Source organism: Vibrio sp. KMM 9700 (genome assembly GCF_058545285.1).
In genome coordinates this window covers 1,801,257-1,826,562 of the sequence record NZ_CM178589.1, presented here as the reverse complement: position 1 = coordinate 1,826,562, position 25,306 = coordinate 1,801,257, and the positions used below count along the sequence as shown (strand labels likewise).

Below are 25,306 nucleotides of genomic sequence, written 5' to 3'. Positions count from 1 at the left end.
CCAAAAATGCAAACTTATTTTTATGAGCGATAACACACTTTATACTTTCCAATCTTTACATTGAACCCAGATATTATAGGTTTAACTCGTTACATAAACATAACAATATAAAAACGAGCTTTACTTTACTTTCCAATAACACAATAAGGATTCAAGACGATGAGACAAAAAAATCAACTCTTGGGTGAATGCATTGCCGAATTTATAGGTACAGGGTTACTTATCTTTTTCGGAGCCGGCTGTGTCGCGGCATTAGTTTTAACCGGCGCAAGCTTTGGCCAATGGGAAATCAGCATTATTTGGGGTTTAGGTGTCGCAATTGCCATCTATTGCACTGGTGGCGTTTCTGGCGCTCATATCAATCCAGCTGTGACAATTGCCTTAACTCTATTCCATGGTTTTGAAAAACATAAAGTTTTACCTTATATTAGTGCCCAACTGCTCGGTGCATTTTCTGCAGCAGCACTAGTATATGGCTTATATAGCAACTTATTTTATGAGTTCGAAGCTGCGCAAGGGATCACCCGTGGCTCAGTTGAAAGTTTAGCAACCGCTGGGATCTTCTCCACTTACCCACATCAAGCCTTAAGCTTTTTCGGTGCATTTGCAGTTGAATTTGTGATAACAGCAGTCTTGATGTTCGCTATTTTAGCTCTTGGTGATGATAAAAATGGTGCACCAAATAAAGCCATGACTCCGCTTTTAGTTGGTATTTTGATAGCAGTGATCGGCGGCTCACTCGGCCCATTAACTGGCTTTGCAATGAACCCAGCGCGTGATTTTGGTCCAAAACTCTTTACTTTCTTGGCGGGTTGGGGCGATGTTGCGCTCACTGGCGGGAAATCGATTCCTTATTTTATCGTACCAATTTTGGCGCCAATTTGCGGTGCATGCTTTGGCGGCTGGCTATATCCAAAAGTAATTTCGCCATACCTTGAAGCAGAAGAAGAACAGCCAAAAGCGACGCTAAAAGAAAAATCTTTATAACTACAAACAAACATAGACGTGAAAGAAATGATACAAAGTTTAGAATTTGATAACTACCAAGAAGATAGTTCAACACACAAGGACACCCCTACCATGAATAAAAAATATATTGTTGCACTCGATCAAGGTACGACTAGCTCGCGCGCTGTGATTTTGGATAAAGATGCCAATATTGTCTGTAGTGCGCAGCGTGAATTCACTCAAATCTACCCTGAAGCAGGTTGGGTTGAGCATGATCCATTAGAAATCTGGGCATCGCAAAGTTCGACATTAATTGAAGCGCTTGCAAAGCAAGGTATTCGTTCAAATGAAATCGCCGGAATTGGAATCACCAACCAAAGGGAAACCACGATAGTTTGGAACCGTGAAACAGGTAAGCCGGTTTACAATGCGATTGTTTGGCAGTGCCGTCGTACTGCTGAAATCTGTGAAGATCTCAAACGCCGTGGTTTAGAAGAATATATCCGAGACAATACCGGCCTTGTGGTTGACCCTTACTTCTCTGGTACAAAAGTGAAGTGGATTTTAGATAATGTTGAAGGTGCGCGCGAACAAGCTGAGCGTGGTGAATTAGCCTTTGGTACTGTTGATACTTGGCTGATCTGGAACATGACTCAAGGCCGTGTCCATGTGACCGACCCAACCAATGCAAGCCGAACTATGCTATTTAATATCAATAGTTTGGAATGGGATAAGAAACTTCTCGATGAGCTTGGTATCCCAGAATCCATGATGCCTGAAGTAAAATCTTCATCTGAAGTGTATGGTCAAACCAATATCGGTGGTAAAGGTGGCACGCGTATCCCTATCTGCGGCATTGCAGGAGATCAGCAAGCAGCGCTCTTTGGCCAAATGTGTGTTGAAGCCGGACAAGCTAAAAACACTTATGGCACAGGCTGCTTCTTATTGATGAATACGGGTAAGAAAAAAGTCAATTCAAGCAATGGCTTATTAACAACGCTAGCTTGTGGTCCAAAAGGTGAAGTGAGCTATGCGCTAGAAGGTGCAGTCTTTATGGGCGGCGCAGCCATTCAATGGCTAAGAGATGAACTGCGTTTAATTAACGACGCTTCAGATACTGAATACTTTGCGACCAAAGTTGAAACCTCAAATGGCGCTTATGTGGTGCCAGCCTTCACCGGCCTTGGCGCGCCACATTGGGACCCATATGCACGTGGCACCATTGTTGGCTTAACCCGTGGCGTAAACCGTAATCATATTATTCGCGCAACTTTAGAAAGTATTGCTTATCAATCACTTGATGTTATCTCTGCGATGCAAGCGGACTCAGGCATCAAGCTTGATTTCTTGAAAGTTGATGGGGGCGCGGTTGCGAACAACTTCTTGATGCAATTCCAGTCTGACGTTCTGAACACTCAAGTCCAACGCCCTGTTGTGACCGAAGTGACAGCGCTTGGCGCAGCTTACTTAGCCGGCCTTGCAGTGGGCTTTTGGGAAAGCATTGATGAGTTAAAAGATAAAGCAGTGTTAGATCGAAAATTTGATCCATGTGCTGATGATGGCAAACGTGAACGCCGCCATAAAGGTTGGCAACGTGCGGTGCAATGCTCAAAAGGTTGGATAAGCGAATAATATCCTTCTCTGAGCAAATAAAAAAGAGAGCTAAGTTTCCCCTTAGGTCTCTTTTTTTGTGTCTTGAATCACTCGATGAAGCCAGCTAAATAATGATTATGTAAGTGGCACTATCTCAAGCTGGATCTCTTGCTCTTTCAATAAATTACATAGCTCTTTTGGTGGCGTTTTATCTGTTACAACTAAATCCACATCTTTAATTGAGCCTAAATTAACCATCGCATTGCGTCCAAACTTAGAGTGGTCGGCAGCTAAAAATACCGCGCGGCTATTTTCAATAATCGCACGTTTAACTCGCACTTCATGATAATCAAAGTCTAATAACGATCCATCATAATCGATCCCGCTGATCCCTAAGATCCCAAAGTCTAAACGAAATTGTGAAATAAAATCTAAAGTCGCTTCACCTGTCACGCCACCATCTTTGTTGCGCACTTGGCCACCAGCTAAGATTACATGAAAATCCGGTTTCGCCATTAAGATCATTGCGACATTTAAGTTATTGGTCACGATACGTAATTGATTGTGCTCATGCAGTAATGCTTTGGCAACCGCTTCTGGGGTCGTGCCGATATCAATAAATAAGGTAGAGCCATCCGGAATATGCTTGACCAAGGCTTTTGCGATCAAATCTTTTGCCTGCTGATTCATCACCTTTCTATCTTGATAAGAAGAGTTTTCAGCGCTATTAGGCATAGTTGCGCCACCGTGATGACGGCGAATTTGATTGCTATCTGCCAGTTCGTTTAAATCTCGGCGAATCGTCTGCGGACTGACTTCAAACATCTCAACTAAATGCTCAGTGCTGACATAGCCTTGCTGATGAACCAGTTCGATAATCTTTTGATGTCTTTGCGTTGCTCTCACTGTATATCCCTCAAATAAAGCCTTCTATATGGACAATTTTTATTTATTTGCTTTCGTTCGTCCAATTGATTTGCGCTATTGAGCATATAGGATCTGCTTAAGTTTGAAAATCTTTAAAGCATAAAAAAGCCCCAGAGATATCAAAAATAATACTCTCTGAGGCTTAATTATCTTAAACGCCTAATAAAGGCAATTTAATGGCTTGCTCGGGTTACATCATACCACCCATGCCGCCCATTCCACCCATGCCGCCCATATCAGGCATAGCAGCAGCGTCATCTTTAGGTAGCTCGCTCACCATTGCTTCTGTTGTGATCATAAGACCAGCAACTGATGCAGCAAATTGTAGTGCGCTACGTGTTACTTTTGTTGGATCTAGGATACCCATTTCGATCATGTCGCCATATTCGCCAGTTGCAGCGTTGTAACCATAGTTACCTTCACCCGCTTTAACATTGTTCGCAACCACTGATTCTTCATCACCAGCATTGGTTGTGATTTGACGAATCGGAGCTTCCATTGCGCGTAGTGCCACACGGATACCTACGTTTTGCTCTTCGTTGTCACCTTGAAGCTCAGTTAGTTTTGAAGCCGCGCGGATAAGTGCAACACCACCACCAGCAACAACACCTTCTTCCACTGCAGCGCGTGTTGCGTGAAGTGCATCTTCAACACGGTCTTTCTTCTCTTTCATTTCAACTTCAGTTGCTGCGCCAACTTTAATGACAGCAACACCGCCTGCAAGTTTAGCTACACGCTCTTGAAGTTTTTCTTTGTCGTAATCAGAAGTTGCGTCTTCGATTTGTTGACGAATTTGCGCCACGCGACCTTGGATCATCTCTTCTTCACCCACACCATCAATGATAGTTGTGTTTTCTTTGGTGATAGTGATGCGTTTTGCTTGACCTAGATCTTCTAGGGTTACTTTTTCAAGCTCAAGACCAATCTCTTCAGAGATAACTGTACCACCAGTTAGCACTGCGATGTCTTGCAGCATAGCTTTACGACGATCACCAAAACCAGGTGCTTTGACAGCTGCAACTTTCACGATACCGCGCATGTTGTTGACAACTAGTGTTGCAAGCGCTTCGCCTTCTACATCTTCAGCAATGATAAGCAGTGGACGTGATGCTTTAGCAACAGCTTCTAGCGTTGGAAGCAGTTCACGGATGTTAGAGATTTTCTTGTCAACCAATAGGATGTATGGGTTTTCTAGATCCACACTGCCTGCTTCTTGGTTGTTGATGAAATATGGTGATAGGTAACCACGGTCAAACTGCATACCTTCCACAACGTCTAGCTCATCTTGCAGCGCTTGGCCTTCTTCAACCGTGATAACACCGTCACGGCCTACTTTTTCCATCGCTTCTGCAATGATGTTACCAACAGTGCTGTCAGAGTTTGCAGAGATAGTCCCTACTTGTGCGATTGCATTTGAGTCTGCGCAATCTTGAGATAGTTTTTTAAGCTCTTCAACCGCTGCGATCACAGCTTTGTCGATACCACGTTTTAGATCCATTGGGTTCATGCCCGCAGCAACAGCTTTTAGACCTTCAGTGATGATAGATTGTGCCAGTACAGTTGCAGTTGTTGTACCGTCACCGGCTGCATCGTTTGCTTGTGATGCAACTTCTTTTACCATTTGTGCGCCCATGTTTTGGAACTTGTCTTCAAGCTCGATTTCACGTGCAACAGACACACCATCTTTTGTGATTGTTGGAGAGCCAAAAGATTTGTCTAAAACAACGTTACGACCTTTAGGGCCAAGGGTAACTTTTACCGCGTTTGCTAGAACATTCACGCCTTCAAGCATTTTAATACGTGCGTCATTACCAAATTTTACTTCTTTTGCAGCCATTTTAATTTCCTTTCTAAAAATTATTAAAACTTAAATTAATATCCTGATATCACAGATATTTTATTCGACGATAGCCATGATGTCTGACTCAGATAGAATCAAAACTTCTTTACCATCAATTTTTTCAGTTTTAGTGCCATAGCCTTCAGCAAAAATAACTTGGTCGCCAACTTTTACGTCTAAAGGTTGAACGCTGCCGTTTTCAAGAATACGACCTTTGCCAACAGCAAGAACCTTACCGCGAGTTGATTTTTCCGCAGCAGAACCAGTTAAAACGATACCACCGGCAGATTTTGACTCAACTTCTTGGCGCTCAATAATAACTCTGTCATGTAAAGGACGAATGTTCATTTGTGCATTTCTCCTGATTAATACTCATATGATTTGGATTGCCAATTCCGTTGTGTGTGGCAATCGCTATCGGGTTAAAGTATAAGTTTTATGTTTTATTGGGATTAATGAAAAACCGTTTTTATGCTTTTCATTCAACTGCTTTAGATCTTGGGGACGTTTTGGAAGATCCCAAGGGGCAAGCGTAAAAATTTTTTCTTCTAAAGCGATTTTTTTGTGATCTGGAGCGGGGTTTAAATCGATAAACCTAAACCTTTAAGTCTGAGCATTTATCTTCGAGGGTTAAATTTGTCCTAAAATACATTGTCCTTAATTTAAAAAGTGTCCTAAGTTAGACTATAATGTCCTAAAAAGAGTTACTTTTCGAAGAAGAACCTAAGCTAAAGGAACAAGCATGAGCCAAGCAGACCAAATACATTTTGAGCTATTAAGCATTGAATTGCTTGTAAATAAAGAACTAGCGCCTCTGTCGCGAAGCCAAATCAAAGCCAAGCTTGGGTTAAATATTCACGATAAAACCCTTCAAAGACGCCTCAAAACACTTGTCGATGAAGGACGTATTCAGTCCCAAGGGAATCGCAGTGGGCTAAGATATATGTCTCTAAAGCCGGCTCATCTTTCAACCGATGATAATATTGAACGTGAGACGCACTTCAACCCAGCAAGGCAACTACGTTCACCTAAAGCGCCTAATTACACAGCATCAAATGATAATAGTCTCACTCAGCTTATTTTATCTCGTTCATCACGTGAAAAATTCAAGCACTTTGATACGCCATCATACGCGAGAGAAAAGACGCATTATGACCTCTCTTTTATTGAAACCTACATCCCAAATAAAAGCCGCTATCTATCAGCTGAAACTTGTATGCAGTTGCATCAACTTGGAAAGCGTTTCAATAAAAAACTTGCCGCTGGGACTTATGCAAAAAATATCACCCAAAGGCTGTTGATCGATCTGTCATATAACTCAAGCAGACTTGAAGGCAATACTTATTCAATCTTAGAGACGCAAAGGCTCTTAGAGCTGGGTGAAGCTATCGACGGTAAGTTTGATGACGAAACCGTTATGCTGCTGAACCACAAAGAGGCGATTTTATTTTTAATTGAAAATGCACCAGAGCTGTCACTTAATAGTTTTGTGATCCGCAATTTGCATCAAATTTTAGCGCAAGATTTATTGCCAAAGCCCGAAAGTTGCGGGCAGTTGAGAAAAATAGATGTAAAAATTACCCAAACTTCTTACACACCTTTAAGCGCAGGCTTGCAACTCGAAGAAGCCTTTCAACTTTTGCTTAGAAAAGCGAGTCAGATTTTAGACCCTTTTGAGCAATCATTTTTCCTCTTGATCCATATATCTTATCTGCAAGCCTTTGAAGATATAAATAAACGTACCGCTCGTTTAAGTTGTAATTTACCTTTTATACAAGAAAACTTATGTCCTTTAAGCTTCATTGATGTCCCAAAAGATGATTACATCCAATCTATGATCTACTTTTATGAAACTGGTGATCACCTACCTATGCTCGAAGTATTTATCTGGGCATATCAACGTTCAAGTCAGCAATATCAAATCGTAGAAGAATCCTTAGGAAGTATTGATAGTTATAGAATTTTGTACCGCGTCCAAAGAAAGCAAGCTATTGGCGAAATTATTCACAAAAATATTGTCAAACTCCAAGCCATCGAAGATTTTTTAAGTGATTTTTGCCATGATAAACAAATTGAAAATCCAGATAAATTTATTGCAATGACGCTTGCAGAGCTAGACTCGCTCCACACTGGCGCCTTAATAGCACTTGGTGTGACAGAGAGATCATTTTTAGCTTGGCAACAAAGCTATCTTCAGCAAGCTACTATTCATAAAAAATAAGCTATAAAAAATAAGCTATAAAAACTAAACCAATCTAAACCCAAAATAGTTGAAGATGCAGCAAGGCAACAAGCGATGAGACCCGATGAGCATATTGTAATATGTGATTCGGGCGATAGAGCGCAGTTAACACAGCTGCAGTTTCAAATATAAAGGGTATAAACCATTAACATAAGGCGCTTTATGCAAGATAAACACGGCCTACTGACAGCGCCAATCAACCAAGTCCTAATGGGAATGACCTTGCCTATGGTTTTTGGCATGGTCGCCATCTTGATGTTTAATCTTGTCGACACTTATTTTATCTCACGCCTTGGCACCAGCGCACTGGCTGCGATTAGTTTCACCTTCCCTGTCACCTTTGGCGTAAGTTGCATCACCATGGGCGTAGGGATGGCAATTTCTGCTAATGTTGGGCGCTTTTTAGGTCAAGGCGACACCAAAGGCGCTGCGCAGTTTTCCACTCACGGGATTTTATTAGCATTAGTATTAGTTAGCCTTGCCGCAGCTTTGGGCTTTTTTACGATTACACCTTTATTTCGGCTCTTAGGTGCGAGTGACGATCTCATCGACTTAGTCAGCCAATATATGCAAGTTTGGTATCTGACCATTCCGCTGCTCGTGATCCCGATGACAGGTAATAGCGCGATCCGCGCCAGTGGTGACACCAAAACCCCAGCGCAAATCATGCTCTTATCTGGGGTGATGAATGGCATTTTAGATCCTCTGCTTATTTTTGGTATCGGCCCTTTTCCCGAGCTTGGGATCCAAGGCGCAGCAATTGCCAGTGGGATCAGCTGGTCCTTCGCCTTGCTTGCATCGCTTTGGGTATTAATCTACCGTGAAAAGCTCTTATGCAAACTCAAGCTTTCACAAATTATTCCAGATTGGCAACAGATCTTAAAGATAGGGATGCCGGCTTCATTTTCCAATGCCATGAGTCCACTTTCTGGCGCCATTATCATGAGTTTTTTAGCTAGCTTTGGCGCAAGCGCAGTTGCATCCTACGGCGCTGCGCAACGGGTTGAATCTTTAATGCTTTTAGTCATGATGTCACTCGCCTCCAGCATGACGCCTTTCATCGCACAAAATATGGGCGCGGAGCAATATAAGCGCAGCTTTAAAGCCTTATTTAAAGGCATGCACTTTGCCATCGGCTTTCAATTTCTGTTATTTATCATGATGGTGCCGCTGAGCATTCCGATTGCTAACATGTTTAGTCAAGACACCCAAGTCCAAGATTTATTATGGATATATTTATTGATTGTCCCCATTAGCTATGGCGCACAAGGCATGGTGATGCTTTTAGTCAGCAGCTTAAATGCCATGCACCTGCCGCTAAAGGCTTTTGCTTGGAACTTTGCGCGCCTGTTCTTATTTAACTTATTCTTTGCTTGGATTGGGATGCAGTTTTACGCAGTAAAAGGTTTATTTATTGGGATTTGCTTGGGGAATTTAAGCTCAGGGATTTGTGCTTATTTGTATGCGAGAAGGCTGAGGAAAGAGTATGTAGAGCCATTGAATGTTGCACCATAACCCAAGATGCGCTTCACTCTAAAGGCTCAAAGTCAGGTTGCCTGACAGATATGTGAAGATAAGGTAAAGATTTCAACTTATTGGGAATTTATACACACTTCACCTATCTTATTTAAGTTCCCTATCATAACGAGGCTTATTCATGAAAAAACTTCTTTTAACTGCTATCGCAATTTCAACGACTTTTGCCGCAACCTCTAGCTTTGCATTCGGTTTTAGCGAGGACAAGTGCAACATTGGTGGAGACAAGGTTATTTTAAAGCAACTTGAGTTAACTGATGCACAACAAAAGAGCCTTGCAGATGTAAAAGATAAAGCCACTGCAGCGAAAAAAGCGAGTATGCAGACGAATATGCAAGCTGCGCAAAAGGCGCTCAAAGAAATGGCTGATATTGTCTATGCTGATAAATTTGATGAAGCCGCTGCGAAACAAGTCGCAACTGAAGCATCTAGCTATCAAGTCAAAAACCAAGTGGAAGCTGCCAAAGCACGCTATGATATGCTGCAAGTCTTAACCCCAGAGCAGCGTACTAAATTTCGTGAGCTTGAAACCAAAAATGCACAGAACTGCATTAAAGAATTTCAAGAGAAAAAAGCGAAATGGGAAAAGCGTTTGAATAACTGATTAGCTTAGAACTAAAAAAACCCTTATTGAATACAAGTAAAATGCTCAATAAGGGGATGCTTAGATTAAAATTTGTAATAACAACCTAGTCACTACCAAACAAATCACGCGTATAGACTTTGTCTGCCACATCAGAGAGCTCGCTCGCCATGCGGTTGGATACAATCACATCAGAGATTTGCTTAAATTCTTCTAAATCACGCACCACACGTGAGTTGAAAAACTCATCTTCTTTTAAGACAGGTTCATATACCACAACCTCAATACCCTTCGCCTTAATACGCTTCATAATTCCTTGAATGCTTGATGCGCGGAAGTTATCTGAGCCTGCTTTCATGATAAGACGATAAACCCCAACGATTTTAGGCTGACGGCTGATAATAGAGTCCGCAACAAAATCTTTACGTGTACGGTTCGCATCCACAATCGCGCCAATAATATTATTCGGTACGCTGTCATAGTTAGCAAGAAGCTGCTTGGTATCTTTCGGTAAGCAGTAACCACCATAACCAAATGATGGGTTGTTATAGTGATCCCCGATACGCGGATCAAGCGAGACACCTTCAATGATTTGTCTTGAATCTAGACCTAGTGCTTCAGCATAAGAATCTAACTCATTGAAATACGCCACGCGCATTGCAAGGTAAGTATTAGAGAAGAGTTTTACTGCTTCAGCTTCAGTTGAATTCGTAAACAGCACATCGATATTCTCTTTTTGCGCCCCTTCAACCAAAAGATCAGCAAAGATCTTCGCTCGCTCTGATTGCTCACCAACAATGATACGTGATGGGTTCAAGTTATCATATAGTGCGCGCCCTTCACGCAAGAACTCTGGTGAGAAGAGAATATTCTCACAGCCCATGTCTTGTTTGATTTGCTCTGTATAACCCACTGGTACAGTTGATTTAATTACCATCACAGCATTTGGGTTAATCGCAAGAACGTCTTTAATCACAGCTTCAACCGATGACGTATTAAAGTAGTTGGTCTTGACATCATAATCAGTTGGAGTCGCAATCACGACAAACTCAGCATCTTGATAAGCTGTGTTTTTATCTGTGGTCGCGGTTAGGTTTAAGTCTTTATTTGCTAAAAAATCTTCAATCTCAGCATCTACTATTGGAGACTTTTTATTGTTAATCAATTCAACCTTTTCAGGGATGATATCGACGGCAACAACTTGATGATGCTGCGCCAGGAGCACTGCGTTTGAAAGGCCGACATAGCCAGTACCTGCGATTGCAATTTTCATGTTATACCTTAAACCTATTTAAGTTTTGGATTTTAATGCTTTTTAGTATTTGTATCTGTCTTGATTCTATCACCAGAGCCTTTGCCAAATACAGTCTGAAATATATATTTGAAGTAATGGGTAGTGTTTAATGCATCAATCATTTGCTTATCTACCTCAGCAAGCTTTTGCGGCGTCGACATATCAATGCCATTAACTTGCGCAAGGCCTGTGATCCCTGGACGCACTTTATACACCCCATTAGCTTCACGCGCTTGAATGAGTTCGGTTTGATTAAATAAACACGGCCTTGGACCGACAAGACTCATTTCACCTTTGAGCACATTCCAAAGTTGTGGCAACTCATCTAATTTAGTGCGACGTAGAAAATGGCCAATTTTTGTTACCGAAGAGGCGTCTACTTCATGAGTTGCAACTGATTTTGTGCTCTCACACATAGTACGAAATTTATATAAAGTAAAAGGCTTTTGCCCCCGTCCGACACGCTCTTGCTGAAACACTGGCGTCTTACTATCTTGCAGGCCAATTAAATAAATAATAATAAAAATCGGCCAGCCAAATAAAATACCTAAAGCCGCAAAAATAAAATCAAAGCTGCGTAATAAAAATGCCGTTTGCTTATTCAGCCCTTTTGAGCTTGCGGTTTGCTTTTCGGCCAAGGGTTTCGCTTGGATATAATCTTCTACTGTCGCAGCAAAGCCTTGTTCGACACTATATTTGGCTTGCCAGCCTAGCAATGTTTGCGCTTTGGTTACATCGACCTGTAAGCCTTGGGTCAAACGTTGTGCAACCGCCTCTTTGCCTAAGCCTTTGGCAAGAGTAGTTAAAGCTTTTTGCGGCAAATGAATTAAGCGCGATGGACGCCCCATCACAATCGCAAGCTTTTGTAGAATTTGTGCCAGCGATAAATCCGCACCGTCACTTATCACAAAGGTTTGGTTCGCAGCAGCTGGGTGATCGACACAGGTAAAAATAAAATCAACCAAGTTATCAAGGTAAATTAAACTACGTTTTTGCGAGCAACTAGCCAAGGGTAAAGGCAAGCCCTTATCCACCCATTTCATCATGGATGCAAAGTTCGCTTTAACGCCCTTGCCATAAATCAGTGGCGGTCGAATAATCACAACTTGCATATCGGTTTGCTTCGACATTTCAATTAAAGCAAGCTCAGCTTTATATTTACTTAAGCCATATGGGTCGCTCGGTGGTGTGCTGATTTCTTCATTAAAGCTTTGATCTGGCGCTGTGGTTTCACCATTAACTTTAATTGAACTTAAGAAGATAAAACGCTTTACGCCAGCATCTGCAGCTTGCTTGGCAAAGTTCACACTTGCTTGATGATTCATCTCATCATATAAATGCTCAGAGCCTGATTGCATTTGATGCGTAAGCGCTGCGCAATGAATGACGCACTCAATACCTTGTAGGGCTTGCGAGTAATCAAAATCTGGAGTAAGTTCAAAGCTGACCGTATCTAGGCCATTGAAGCTTGATGCAAGTGGCGATGCTGTGCGCAGCCCAAGACGTAAATCCTTTCGATAGTCCGATGCAAGGCAGGCAATACGCTGGCCAACAAAGCCTGTCGCACCGCTTAATAAAACTTTAGATAACACTTTAGACAAAACTTGCCTCACAAATTAATTTCAATGGATAATCCCTTCCAAAATAAGAATTCAGTAATAGGGTCTAGATAATGTCAAAATTATACCTTAGCTTGTGCATATATGGCTATCCACGCCAAAGCATATTACAATAGCATGTCACTCAAATATAAATAAGAATTATGATCCAAGCATTTAAGCAACTTCTCAGCACAACCAAACAACAAAAACGCCTTCTTACCATTTGTTATGATATTTGTGCCATCACTTTAGCCTTATACCTTTCTGTTGCTGTGCGCCTAGGTACTTTTTCTTTTGAAATTACCCCACGCGAGTACGCCAGTCTTGCAGTCACGATAGCTGTGACCATTAGCGTATTCATCCGCACTGGGATGTACCGCGCGGTAATGCGTTATATGATGCTGCCTGCGCTTGGGCATATCTTCATGGGCGTGACCATCTCAGCTATGACCTTGGCTGTTTCTAGTTTTTATTTTTATTCCTTTGTGCCGCGTAGTGTACCGCTAATTTTTATTGGCTTTGGTTCGATTTTACTCGGCTGGCCACGTATTTTTGTACGTAACTATTACGATAATGTGTATAAAAAACGTAAGCCAAACGTCTTTATTTATGGCGCTGGCTCAACTGGCCGTGAACTCACCTACGCTTTAATCAATGGTAAAGAATACAACCCTGCGATTTTATTTGATGACGATCCTGCAAAAGTTGGCCAAATTATTTGCGGCATTCGTGTCCATCACCCGCGTGAATTTGAAAAACAAAGAAAGCTATATGAACCGATCAAAGTCTTGCTTGCAGTAAATAATATCCCGCAAACCGATCGCCTAGCTTTATTAAATCGCATTTCAAATTGGCCACTTCAAATCCAATCTGTACCTTCGGTTGAAGATATTGCCACTGGTCGCGCTAAAATAGCTGATTTAAAAGATTTAAATATTGCAGATTTACTTGGCCGTGCTGCAGTGGAACCTGACCAAGATTTATTAAAACGAAACATCAGCCATCAAGTTGTTATGGTCACTGGTGCAGGTGGCTCGATTGGTAGTGAATTGTGTCGCCAAATTATGCTCCAGCGCCCTGCGAAAATCATTTTATTTGAATTAAATGAATACAATCTTTATAAAATTGACCAAGAAATTCACTCGATGAAGCAAAGCATGAAGCTTGATACGCAGATAGTTTCTGCCCTTGGCTCTGTGCAAAAGCAGCATCGCTTGCAGATTTTAATGCAAAAACATAAGGTAGACAGTGTTTATCATGCTGCAGCTTATAAGCATGTTCCACTGGTTGAAGATAATATCATTGAAGGCGTGCGTAACAATATATTCGGCACCCTCTTTTGCGCGCAAGCTGCAATTGAAAGTGGAGTGCGTAACTTTACCTTAGTTTCAACAGATAAAGCCGTGCGACCAACCAACATTATGGGCGCAACTAAGCGCATGGCTGAGCTAGTGCTCCAAGCTTTAGCAGAAAAGCAAGATGGTACTATTTTCACTATGGTTCGTTTTGGTAATGTGCTCGGCTCTTCTGGCTCTGTTGTGCCACTGTTTAAAAACCAAGTCAGACAAGGTGGGCCTATTACCGTCACGCACCCTGAAATCACCCGTTATTTTATGATGATCCCAGAAGCGGCGCAGCTCGTTATCCAAGCCGGTGCCATGGGCATGAATGGGCAAGTCTTTGTGTTGGATATGGGTGAGTCAGTCAAAATTTTAGAGCTTGCCAAACGTATGATTCATTTAATGGGTAAAAAACCTTATATCCCAGAGTTTGAAGACTGCGCAGAGGAACACGGCAAACAAAGTGATTGCATTCAAATTGAATTTACTGGCCTTAGACCTGGCGAAAAGCTTTATGAAGAGCTATTAATCGGGGATAATGTCGAACAAACGTCTCATCCTAAGATTATGACGGCAAGTGAAGTGAAGCTAACTTGGAATGAAATGGAAAAGATTCTAGGTGAGTTAGATAAAGCTTGTCATGTGTTTGATGAGGAAGGGGTTAGACGCCAAATAAAATTAGCGCCTAGTGGGTATGTGGGAACAAAGTAATATATAAATAGGAATTATAATGTCAAAGGTCTTAGTTTGTTCTGGCTTTCATCGTAGTGCAACATCTGCAACAGCTAACTACTTACATGATGCAGGGTTGAACATGGGAGTTAATCTCATGGGAGGAAATATCTCAAACCCCAAAGGACATTTTGAAGACTGGCCTTTAGTTAATTTGCACGATGAACAACTTGCTTTATCTGGTACAACATGGCAATTTCATGATGAAGTAGAATTAAATCCACAAAACAATTTCCTTTCTAAATATATTAATACGCGTTCACAGCATAGTGAATATTGGGGGGATAAAAGACCCTAGAAGCTGTTTATTTTTAAATGAATGGCATGAATCGCTAAATTCTAATGGTCATTATTTATTAATAATTCGTCATTGGGCAAGCTGCATTGAATCATTATTACATCGAAGTAGTCGAGAACTTGCACATAATCTTCCTGAGAATTTAAACAATAATATACACATTAACTTTTGGATAGATCCTGAACTGGCTGCAAAAATGTGGCTTGCGTATAATAAAAAATTTCTTAGTTTTGCTAAAAGCACCCAAGCAAAATTATACTTGTCACTCAAAGATCTTTGTTTAATCAAGCTCCTATAATTAAGGAAATCAATCAAAAATTTGGATTTCAGTTAGATGAATCTATAGCATCGCCATATAATCCTAATCTTTTAAGGGATACAGCGAACGAAAATATACTTCAAAATATATCTACTTCACTGAATGTAAAACTAAACCTAGTTTGGAATGAGTTACTTAATTTATCTACTTTTAAACATTCGGACGAAGAACCTGTCTTTTATACGCCTAAACCAAGTGAAATAGTAAAAAGTAACAAGTACCTACAAAACATCCAAGATATTCAAAAGATAGAATTAGATAATGAAATAAGTCATCACTCAAATACAGAAAACATTGACTTTAACTCTTTCACAGCGAAAGATCTTAAGAGTTTTATAATATCTAAACAAAATAATAATTCAGTAATCAAAAATGAAGATGCTGATTTAATTTCAAATATCATATCAAATAAATTCAATACCGATGGATTAATTCACTTAGAGCTAGCAAAACTATTAAAAATCAAAAAGATGTACTCTCAGGCAATCAAATTTTTCTCTCAAGCAAAACTGCTAGGTAGTTATGCTCCTTATGTAAGCATGCTAGTTGCTGAATGTTATGAAAAATTAAATAAACATAAAGAAGCTATATATTTTTATAACCGAGCAATAACAGACAATTCAAATAATTCTGTATTTTATATACAGAAGTCAGCATTTTTAATAAATCAAGGTGAAGAATTAGACTCTCTCAATACACTAGAAAATGTATTAAATAAATTCCCTGAAAATATGAATATAGTTAATTGTTATATATCACTATTACTAAACCAAAAAACTACTCTAAAGCTAAAGATACCATTCAAAAATACAATCAAGATGAGCTAATAATAAATCATTTAAATAATCGATTAAATTTAGAATTAGGTTATGAAAATGGTATTCTAAATTATAAAGAGATGATAAAAAGGAAGTTAGAAGATAAAGACCTTATATTTTGGATATCTAAGACATCAACAAAAATAAAAAATAAAAATATTGAAATGGATTTTTTAGAGCGGTGTGAGTCTAATTGGAATTAATGTTACTATCACTATAAGATATACCCGTGCTCATTGAAGATGCTTGATTTTCTCGATGAATAGGATCATGCTAGTCAACATGAAAATTAAACTGTCCAATCAAAAGAAAAAACAACTTGAGCGTATTCATGATTCTGCTCGCGACGGCCGTGTGCGTGATCGCATTAAGGCCGTTTTGCTTTCATCTGAAGATTGGTCTGTTCCTATGATTTCGCAAGCATTGCGAATTCATCAAACAACAGTGATTTGTCATCTTAATGATTATCTACAGTCTAAAATTGGCTCCTGAAAATGGTGGTTTACAAAGCAAACTAAATGCTGCTGAAACGATGTCATTGATTGAACACTTAACAGAACATACCTATTTTCATACTCATCAGATCGTTGGATACGTTCAAAATGAGTTTAAAGTTACCTATACGGTCGCTGGAATGAATAAATGGTTACATCATAATGGTTTCTCTTATAAGCAACCTAAAGGTGTTCCACATAGGTTTAATCCTGAAGCTCAAAATTCTTTTATTCAATATTATCAGGAGCTAAAAAACAAAACGAACCTATTTTGTTTATGGGTGCTGTGCATCCAAGTCAAGCGACCAAGATTACTTATGGTTGGATCCGCAAAGGTAAAGACAAAGTGATTGAAACCACTGGTAGTCGTACTCGATTGAACTTTGTTGGTGCGCTACATCTAACTGATATAGCTGCTACTGTGACTGAAAGTTATGAAACGATTAATAGTGAAAGTATTGCTCGTTTCTTTTAGAAACTCAAAAAAGAACATTATTCGTTGGGGCAAAAGGTCCATGTCATACTTGATGGTGCAGGGTATCATCGAAGTCAGTTGGTGAAAGATTTTGCCTTTATGCTAAATATTGAACTGCATTATTTACCGCCATACAGTCCAAATTTAAATCCAATTGAGCGACTGTGGAAGGTCATGCATAAACATGCCAGAAATAATGTTTACTTCCCTACAAAAGCATCCTTTAAGGATGCAATAATTACATTTCTCCATGTGACTTTACCAAAAGTTGCAGGCTCGCTTACGACCCGAATTAACGATAACTTTCAGGTTTTGAAACCTGCAACTCCAAGTTGATGGGTATACAAAAATTCAAAATAAAGAAATAAGTACAACGAAATTGAAGTTATCTTTATTATCTTGCACCTATTATACACATTTAGATATTAATTGTTCATTATTCTTTTAAGCCTTATATTCAAAGGATGTTCAATAAATCTAAATGAGAGGTACGCAGTGAGAATACTTAAACTTATAAACGAAAAAAGATACAAGTAGACACTCTCAAAATTAAACCTATTTAACCACATTAAGATAGGCATATGTAAAATATACAAAGAGTATGATATTTTACCTAAGAAATCACCAAATTTATTTGATAGAAATTTATTATCTTCTGGAATTAAAAATAAAAAAGAAAAGAAAGTTAATGAAATTACGGTCCAAACTCCAACATCAGCCCACATTTTATTGCCAAAGCCCGTTATTTGAGAATAAATACTAGGAAACATCATAGGTATTATTAGTAGTGTTAATATAAACCAATTACTCTTTAACCTTTCAGGTATATTGAAATTCACATATAGTCTACCAAAAGCAACACCAGTTAAGAAATAAGGAAAACTAAAAAATAATGCGAATGAATATGGAACACCCAAAATATTACCTTTAGGGTTAGCTGTATATCCAAAGAATAGAAGGATTATAGAGGCAGCCAATAACACATAGACATAGTAATTAGGCTTATTTTTCTCTAATCTCCATATAAATAGAAATAAAACATAGAATTGAATTTCAGTTCCTACGGTCCACAGAACTGATATACCATTGATTAATAAAAGGTGTGATAATAATAACTCAATTGATGGTATGTTATATAAGATACTATTGAAACCAAAACAATGAAAAACATAAGATAATATTACAACTAAAATAAACAAAGGTAAAACCCTTGTAGCTCTAGAAACTCCATATTGTATTATATTATGCCTGCTGTATTCCTTCCCTATATATAAATAAGACATTAAAAATCCACTTAATATAAAAAATAGCATAACACCATACTGCCCAGCACCTCTACCCAGTAGCCCCCCCCATATACCAGTATTGTTACTGAAGTGAGATATTACAACAATTAATGCTGCCAAACCTCTCATTGCATTTAACTTTCTAATTTCCATACTAAATTCTATTTATTAAATTAAAATAAAAATTAAACTATACTATAAAGTACAGTAAACATAACTTACTCTGGTTTATAAAACACTTATATTTATCATATTTAAAGCTTTCAATGCACTTAAGTCTAAGCTGACTAATAATTGTGCACCGTTTTTTCATTCTACTGTTACTAACCCATTTTGCAAATAATTCCTTCATAGCTTGAGTTTCAAGAGTAACATCTGTAAAAATCTTTTTAAGCCTAATATTTTCTTCTTATAACTCTTTGACTTGTGCTAATTCAGATACATCTAAACCACCTGGGATTTCCATTTGTAGTAGATAACACTGCTTATTTCATATAATTCTTCGACTTTCACACCTACATAAGCTTCCTTAAGAATGTTGATGATCTGAATTTCTGTAAAACGTAATTTTTCATAGATATCTCATCCATTTAATTATGGCTAAAATTTCTATTTCAACATATCTTATTTTAAAGGAAGTTAACATAACCTAAAATTTTGATTAATTAATAATTAATTACTTCTATATATTTCATCAAAACGCTTACAAATGATCTCCTTCTGATATTTATCGAGTATAGTCCAATACAAATTATTTGATATTTTAATACATTTTTTTTTATCAAGATTCTCTATTAAAGATAAAAAGTCATGTTTATTTTCAATAAGAAATCCTGTTTCATTATGTGATATAAGCTCGTTACAACCAGCTACATTTGTTGTGATAACTAACCTTTTAGTCGCTCCTGCTTCTAATAGGATTCTTGGAATACCCTCGCCATAACGAGTAGGGAGCGCAACTATGTCTACAGAATTTAATAGTGATTGCATATCATCTATTTGTCCTAAAAACTCTATAAATGGATATTTTTTTATTCTAGTTAAAATATCATCTAATTTATATGAACCTCTTACATCTTGATCAAAAATACCAGCTATTTTTAACCTAACATCAATACCTTTATTATGAGCTACTATAACTGTATCTATAACTAGATCTAGGCCTTTATCTTTTAAAAGACGAGCTGCAAATAAAACTGTAATACATTTATTTTCTAAAATTTTCGATGTAGGATAGAACTGAGAAGTATCAATTCCCGCTCCAGGTATATGGATTAATTTATTTCTTCCAGAAAGACACTCTGAACTAAATAAAGTTAAATCATATTTATTTTCAAATATATATACACTATTAGCATCAAAACTTGAATGTTTATATAATTTCTTTACTATATATTTTAATATTCTATAATGTAATTTATTATTGGAAAATATGGCGCCAGTTCCTGTAACACTTCGTATCAGCTTTATATTTTTTCTTTTATTATAAAATCCAGAGTAGATATTTGGCTTTATTGTAATAGAATGTATAACATTAGGATTAATACTATTTAAAATATTCTTTAAAGATTTATATGATTTAAATTCTCTATAAATTGAAAGACTGGAGCGCTTCAAACTCCAGTCAATACACTTTATATCTAAACTTTCAAAGTACGATTTATTTCCTTCAGATGAGAATTTAGTTACTAAGTAAACTTCAAAGCCAGCTTTTTGTGCAGTTAAAGCTCTATCAATCCAATGAAGCTTAAAGTACCAATCAACATTAACAACAAACACTAATTTATTCTTGATATTTTCCATACTTGCCTTTTAATCCATGGTAAATACCAAGAGTAATTGCTTTAAAATGTTCAAACCTAGGCTTAAGAAACAAACAAAAAATTAAAGCTTGAATACTTGATTTAATAAATACGTAAAATTTCCAAGATATAGGTATGTAATTTCGTTTCAGTAAGTGATAAAAATTTCGATAATAATAATAATGCCGTATTGGTGGATGAGTCGTTAAGTCTTGACCAAATAATCGCAAAGGTACTCCTCCTATTTTATGATACATCTTTGCATCTTTAGCAATTAAATGTGAATATCCTTTAGATTTAGCTCGATAACACCATTCAATATCTACACAATCAATAAATAAATTTTCATCCATGAAACCAACATCTAATAAGACTTCAATTGGAACCAAACTCCCTGATGATATAATAAAGTCGGGATAGATTTCTTCAGTAGTATTATCAACATTTAACTTTTCTAATTTATTGTTATTTGTTTGAATAAAAATAGAGCTTTTTCTTGTATCTTTATCTATATGAACGCCCCCAACAGAGGCAATCTTTCTAGATACTTCACTCTGCTTTGCATTTAATAATGCGTTTATAAAGCCAGGTTCAGGTTTGCTGTCTTGATCAAAGAAGACAACATCAGATACACCTAACTCTATTGATTTTTCGATACCTTTATTTTGAGCAAAGGCAATCCCATGATTGCCTTGCAAGTTAATAATATCGAATTTATCTGATTTAAGTATATTATTGTTGTTATTTACAACAATAATAATGTCAATATCATTTTTTATACCATCATAGAGAGACTCTAAATCAGATAAACTTGCTTTATATAAAGTAATAATAGCTGAAATCAATTTAATTATTTAACTCTTAGGTTAACTCTAAAGAACTTATATTTAATAGGATATTAACTTTCAGTCCAGTTTTTATGCCAAAGACCTATTTTTTTGCACTCATTGAGTTCATGGGACAATTTTTTTAGTGCATAATCTCGCCATTCTTCGGGCATTGTAAAGTTTTTTGTTGTATTTACTTTTTTGTTTAGATTTTTAAATTCAATATTATCTATGCCTACATTCAAGAATTCTTGTATCTCCTGAAGTTTTTTTATTGGATCTTTTATAATATCTTCAAAGTAAAGGATCATTAATTCATCGTCTTTTAAAGATTTAGTTAAAAGTTTATAGTTTTTTGCGTAAAGAGCGTTATTCCAAAAGAAAGGTTTATTTAATAACTCTTTAAATCTTTCAAAACCAGAGTCTAATACTTTATCTTCTTCATTTATCCATTTCATATGAAATTTATAATGTGACCATAATCTATCCAAAGGATCTCTTAAAGTGTAAATAACCTTTATATTTTTTGATGATTTCCTTACATTTAGCCATCCTTCAGAGCCCATTTGACAATATAAATTAGAGAAATCTGCACAATATTTCTTATCTGGATTAAATCTAAAGAGATTACTATACCATTCATTATTTATTTCAGCAGTAGAAACCCTACCAAACTCACTATACCAAGCAATTTCTTCAGCATTTTCAGCAATATATAATATATTTCCATTGTGAAATTTGTTTAAAGTCGATTTTAATTTTACTACTCTAGATTCATGGCTCATTTCATTATCAATACCTACTTTTTGAGCAAAATAATGAATTTCTTTTTCTGGTGTGAAATAAATATCTGGATGATCTTTTAGCTGAGTAAAGAGCCAAGTAGTACCTGCTTTCATAGCTCCAACACTTAAAAATAAATTATTAATCATTAACATATACCTTAACTAACTCATCAACTTGTTCACTGGCTAAGCGCAGCTTAGTATTTTTAACTATATTCTTATATAACGTATCGCTTAAACTAATATTTTTTATGACTCTAAGAATATTTTCTTTATCTGGTGAGATAACAAAGCCTGTCTCACCTTCTATCACATCTTCACCGATCCCACCTAAATTACTAGCAACAACCCAACAGCCACAAGCAGCTGCTTCTCTTGTTACAAGGCCATAGCTTTCTGGCCACATAGAAGGAGCAAATAACACATCAATTTGCTTATATAAGTCAACGATTTTATCTTGTGCGACCCTTCCGATTACTTTAACAGGAACTTCACCCCAGAATGTTAAATTAACATATCCTTCTGGCTTAGAATGATCAACTAAAAGCATCTCTATATTTTTAGGTTGTAAATCAGTAATAGCTTCTTTAAGTAAATAATAACCCTTGTGTGAAGACATGCCACCAATATGTCCTAATACAACATTATCAGTATATAAAGTATTCTTATCTTCCCATTTTATCGATGTACTTAAACCATTTTTATTAACTTTTATACCTTCAATGCCATTCTTTCGATAAATATCTGCAAAACCCTCCGAAACAGTTAAAACTTCATCCGCATCTATTAGTAACTCTTTTAAGTATATTAATCTATCAATTGAATCACTTTTTGTTACATTTTTTGGAAGAGGTCTATCTTCAAACATATCTTTATGTCCATCAGCGTAAACCTTACCATTATCATCAACTAAGAATTGATAATCAGAGATCCACCAAGCATCATGGACAGTTACAATATAAGGAATAGACCTATCACGAGCAGCTTCAACAACTGATGCAGTTAATCTCTGTACACAATGAAAATGAACTAAGTCTGGTTTTTCAAATTCTAAAAATTCATTAAATAGATCATAAATTTCGGGATCTCTAGGATGCCAATCCATATTTTCACGATGTAAAATCGTAGTTTTATAAACTTTTATACCTTTATAATTATAAGCACTTAATTGGTGTGGTGTAGTGCAGTGAGTATCAGAAGTGAATGCAACAATCTCAAATTCATCACTATATTGCTCTATTAAAACATCTAAATTATCAGAAAGAACTCTTGTTGCGCCACCAATCGACTCCGGCGGGAAAAAGACATTAACTAATGCTATTTTCTTTTTCTTCTTCACTGGTTGCTCAACGATATTATCTAAATTTGATACCAGCTCTTTACCCAGCGTGTCTATTGAGTACTCAGTCAAAACTTTTTGATGAGCTTTATTTGCGATACTTTTTCTTCGTTCATGGTCATGAATAAGTAATTCAAATGCATTATGCCAATCCTCAGGAGTAGATACAAGAATTGCATCAACACCATCGTCAATAACATCTCTATAATTTGATGTTGAACTCAAAATGGACGGTATATTAAAACAAGCAGCCTCAAACCATTTAAGTTCACTTTTACAGCCATTAATTAAATCATCATTTAAAACAGCAATATTAATATCTACTTCTTTTAGTACTGACCAATATGCTTTCATACTTGTGAGCATTGGTATTTCAACTAATTGCTGTGAAAAATGGGTAATAAAATACTTAGGTAAATTCAAATAACCACAAACAACTAATCGAACATGAGAGTTATTTTCTAATACATTCTCTATAGCAGGTAAAACCTGTTCAATAAAGTCACTATTATGTGCCTGCGTTCCACTACCATAGAAAATATCTATTGTATCTTTTTGAAAATGTCTCTTGCTTTTTATAATATTTAAACTATCAAGTCCATTTCGATGTAAAATTGTTTTTCTTTCACTCACAAGCTTAGATAGCTCTTGACACAAAGGCTTGGTTGAAGATATTCCATATTTACATAAAGAAGCTACCGCATAAAAACTACCCATTGACTTCATTAATTCGATATAAGTTTCAGTATTAACGAAGCCACCAAATGAATCTATTGGCGCTGGATATGATATATCAAATAACAAATCATCAATTTCATAAATAGAAACTCTTCCTAAAGCGTTTACGTTTGCTATCGTTTTTATGATATTTACCATTGAAGGTACTCGGTAAAATATAACACAATCATGAAAAAGTATTTCATTTTTATGTTTATCTAGTTCAGTCCAATCAATTGTTGTAACTTCTTTTCCTTGTGCTTCCAACTGTTCAACTTTCTGATTAATTCGGTATCGCTCACATTGTTTAACATGATAGTCACCAATAATTAGAATCTTATTCAAATTAAGTTTGTTTTTGTATTCTTGGAAATTATTTTGATAAAAAGAAAAATATATATCATATACCTTAGATGCAAATTCCTTTGTTATAATTTGAATATTATCTCTATTTCCTAAAAATGCATTAGCGTGTACACTAGATGATACGAAAAAATAAAGTTTATTAAAAAAACGTTCATATACATCAATTAACGCTGATATATTAACTAATTTAAATCTATTTTGATGTAAAAACTCAAGACCTTCATCAAATCTATTTAACTCTTCAAAACACACTAAAATATTATTTAAGTCATCGAAATTAATATTATTACTATTTTCAACACTATTCAAATATATATTTAACGCTGTATTGAAATCTTTTGTTTCCATAAAGAAATAACATGCACAACTATAAGAAGGTGAGTTTTTATTGAATAAAAGTGATATTCTAGAGTAGTTCCTCATTGCATTTAAATTAACTTGGCACTTATTAACCTGATATTTTTCATAGGCATATTTTGCCAGTTCAAAATAATACAAGGCATTTTCTAGGTTATTAGATGTAACTTTTATTGGCTTTTTTATTTCCCCTGTACAAATAGATATAACGTCCAAAAAATTGAAACTTTCGTTGTATCTATTTATTTTTTCAATAGGTAAATTAGAAAAATCAATGTAAGCCTCTAATCCATGGTACTTTTGATACTCTTTAAATGTTCTAAATCTTTTTTCTTGCTTGCCAGATATATTCCAGTGAATTTTTGCTTGTTTCTCAGTTCTTATTCCCGCTTTTTTTAAATCTTCATAAAAAGAAAGATAAAAAATCAGATCTAAATCATAATCAAAAGACTGGTACGCTTCTTTAGGTAAACTAGATAGTCTTCCCTCTGCAGCACCAAAATTTATCCAGTGCTCAAATAAGTCAACATCACTTAAAGAAGATAAATCAGAATAATAGTTACGGTAAAATTCCAAATCTAATTTATTTTTTAATTCTTGTTTATCTTTTTCAAATTGATTAGGAAATCTTTTTTCTTGTTTGCCAAATTTATTCCAATGTTCTTTTAATTCTTTATCCGTCAGCTGATTTAAATCACTATAAAATTCGCGATAAAATTTCAAGTCTAGCATTATTATCCCTTGAAAATTAATAAAAAGTTAAATTTCAGATGTTTTATACAAAAAA

Annotated in this window: 18 protein-coding genes and 2 pseudogenes; 9 read left to right on the top strand and 11 right to left on the bottom strand. The window is 36.6% G+C overall.

Features of this window, described 5'->3' with window-relative positions; all coding sequences use genetic code 11:
* Positions 1-159: 159 nt before the first annotated feature.
* Together AC2VOY_RS08115 and glpK are read left to right on the top strand one after the other, a co-directional pair.
* The gene (locus AC2VOY_RS08115) at positions 160-987 is read left to right on the top strand and encodes an MIP/aquaporin family protein (RefSeq protein ID WP_491830825.1); all 828 of its coding nucleotides are present in this window, start codon (positions 160-162) and stop codon (positions 985-987) included.
* A 93-nt stretch (positions 988-1,080) separates the two neighbouring features.
* Positions 1,081-2,580 (top strand): glycerol kinase GlpK, encoded by a 1,500-nt coding sequence (glpK, locus tag AC2VOY_RS08110; protein ID WP_491830824.1) that lies wholly within the window; start codon positions 1,081-1,083, stop codon positions 2,578-2,580.
* A 96-nt stretch (positions 2,581-2,676) separates the two neighbouring features.
* Here the strand turns inward: glpK and AC2VOY_RS08105 are convergent, their stop codons facing one another.
* From AC2VOY_RS08105 to AC2VOY_RS08095, 3 genes are all read right to left on the bottom strand, one after another.
* Positions 2,677-3,447: a DeoR/GlpR family transcriptional regulator gene (locus AC2VOY_RS08105; RefSeq protein WP_491830822.1), complete on the bottom strand. Its 771-nt coding sequence runs from the start codon at positions 3,445-3,447 to the stop codon at positions 2,677-2,679.
* A gap of 211 nt (positions 3,448-3,658) precedes the next feature.
* The gene (groL, locus tag AC2VOY_RS08100) at positions 3,659-5,305 is read right to left on the bottom strand and encodes a chaperonin GroEL (protein WP_491830821.1); all 1,647 of its coding nucleotides are present in this window, start codon (positions 5,303-5,305) and stop codon (positions 3,659-3,661) included.
* A gap of 60 nt (positions 5,306-5,365) precedes the next feature.
* Entirely contained in the window at positions 5,366-5,656 is a 291-nt protein-coding gene (locus AC2VOY_RS08095; protein ID WP_491830820.1) for a co-chaperone GroES, read from the bottom strand.
* Positions 5,657-6,050: 394 nt separating this feature from the next.
* Here AC2VOY_RS08095 and AC2VOY_RS08090 point away from each other — a divergent pair, with 394 nt between their 5' ends.
* From AC2VOY_RS08090 to AC2VOY_RS08080, 3 genes are all read left to right on the top strand, one after another.
* Positions 6,051-7,529: a Fic family protein gene (locus AC2VOY_RS08090; RefSeq protein ID WP_491830819.1), complete on the top strand. Its 1,479-nt coding sequence runs from the start codon at positions 6,051-6,053 to the stop codon at positions 7,527-7,529.
* Between the two features lie 183 nt (positions 7,530-7,712).
* On the top strand, positions 7,713-9,065 hold the full coding sequence (locus AC2VOY_RS08085; RefSeq protein WP_491830818.1) for an MATE family efflux transporter: 1,353 nt from the start codon (positions 7,713-7,715) through the stop codon (positions 9,063-9,065).
* A 142-nt stretch (positions 9,066-9,207) separates the two neighbouring features.
* Positions 9,208-9,690 (top strand): Spy/CpxP family protein refolding chaperone, encoded by a 483-nt coding sequence (locus AC2VOY_RS08080; RefSeq protein ID WP_491830816.1) that lies wholly within the window; start codon positions 9,208-9,210, stop codon positions 9,688-9,690.
* Positions 9,691-9,775: 85 nt separating this feature from the next.
* Here the strand turns inward: AC2VOY_RS08080 and AC2VOY_RS08075 are convergent, their stop codons facing one another.
* From AC2VOY_RS08075 to AC2VOY_RS08065, 3 genes and pseudogenes are all read right to left on the bottom strand, one after another.
* Positions 9,776-10,942: a nucleotide sugar dehydrogenase gene (locus tag AC2VOY_RS08075; RefSeq protein ID WP_491830815.1), complete on the bottom strand. Its 1,167-nt coding sequence runs from the start codon at positions 10,940-10,942 to the stop codon at positions 9,776-9,778.
* A 32-nt stretch (positions 10,943-10,974) separates the two neighbouring features.
* A complete protein-coding gene (locus AC2VOY_RS08070) occupies positions 10,975-11,568 on the bottom strand; it encodes a sugar transferase (RefSeq protein WP_491833052.1) in 594 nt (197 codons plus the stop codon).
* A gap of 78 nt (positions 11,569-11,646) precedes the next feature.
* Positions 11,647-12,555: pseudogene (locus AC2VOY_RS08065) on the bottom strand (NAD-dependent epimerase/dehydratase family protein); the annotation flags it as partial.
* A gap of 170 nt (positions 12,556-12,725) precedes the next feature.
* Here AC2VOY_RS08065 and AC2VOY_RS08060 point away from each other — a divergent pair.
* From AC2VOY_RS08060 to AC2VOY_RS08045, 4 genes and pseudogenes are all read left to right on the top strand, one after another.
* Positions 12,726-14,615 carry a polysaccharide biosynthesis protein gene (locus AC2VOY_RS08060; protein ID WP_491830814.1) on the top strand — a complete coding sequence of 630 codons (1,890 nt, stop codon included), beginning with the start codon at positions 12,726-12,728 and terminating at the stop codon, positions 14,613-14,615.
* 19 nt (positions 14,616-14,634) lie between these two features.
* Positions 14,635-14,934: a hypothetical protein gene (locus AC2VOY_RS08055; RefSeq protein WP_491830812.1), complete on the top strand. Its 300-nt coding sequence runs from the start codon at positions 14,635-14,637 to the stop codon at positions 14,932-14,934.
* 276 nt (positions 14,935-15,210) lie between these two features.
* The gene (locus AC2VOY_RS08050; protein ID WP_491830811.1) at positions 15,211-16,080 is read left to right on the top strand and encodes a tetratricopeptide repeat protein; all 870 of its coding nucleotides are present in this window, start codon (positions 15,211-15,213) and stop codon (positions 16,078-16,080) included.
* A 273-nt stretch (positions 16,081-16,353) separates the two neighbouring features.
* Positions 16,354-17,376, top strand: a pseudogene (locus tag AC2VOY_RS08045) (IS630 family transposase).
* Between the two features lie 89 nt (positions 17,377-17,465).
* Here AC2VOY_RS08045 and AC2VOY_RS08040 read toward each other — a convergent pair.
* The 5 genes from AC2VOY_RS08040 to AC2VOY_RS08020 all read right to left on the bottom strand — a co-directional run bounded on the left by AC2VOY_RS08040 (position 17,466) and on the right by AC2VOY_RS08020 (position 25,251).
* The gene (locus AC2VOY_RS08040; protein ID WP_491830809.1) at positions 17,466-18,479 is read right to left on the bottom strand and encodes an acyltransferase family protein; all 1,014 of its coding nucleotides are present in this window, start codon (positions 18,477-18,479) and stop codon (positions 17,466-17,468) included.
* Positions 18,480-18,998: 519 nt separating this feature from the next.
* Positions 18,999-20,129, bottom strand: a complete 1,131-nt coding sequence (locus tag AC2VOY_RS08035; protein WP_491830808.1) for a glycosyltransferase family 4 protein — start codon at positions 20,127-20,129, stop codon at positions 18,999-19,001.
* The gene (locus AC2VOY_RS08030; RefSeq protein ID WP_491830807.1) at positions 20,110-20,973 is read right to left on the bottom strand and encodes a rhamnosyltransferase; all 864 of its coding nucleotides are present in this window, start codon (positions 20,971-20,973) and stop codon (positions 20,110-20,112) included. The genes AC2VOY_RS08035 and AC2VOY_RS08030 overlap by 20 nt, the downstream gene beginning before the upstream one ends.
* 53 nt (positions 20,974-21,026) lie before the next feature.
* Complete coding sequence (locus AC2VOY_RS08025; protein ID WP_491830805.1) at positions 21,027-21,887, bottom strand: sulfotransferase domain-containing protein; 861 nt, start codon at positions 21,885-21,887, stop codon at positions 21,027-21,029.
* The gene (locus tag AC2VOY_RS08020; RefSeq protein ID WP_491830803.1) at positions 21,880-25,251 is read right to left on the bottom strand and encodes a glycosyltransferase; all 3,372 of its coding nucleotides are present in this window, start codon (positions 25,249-25,251) and stop codon (positions 21,880-21,882) included. Before AC2VOY_RS08020 ends, AC2VOY_RS08025 begins: the two co-directional genes overlap by 8 nt.
* Between the last annotated feature and the right edge of the window lie 55 nt (positions 25,252-25,306).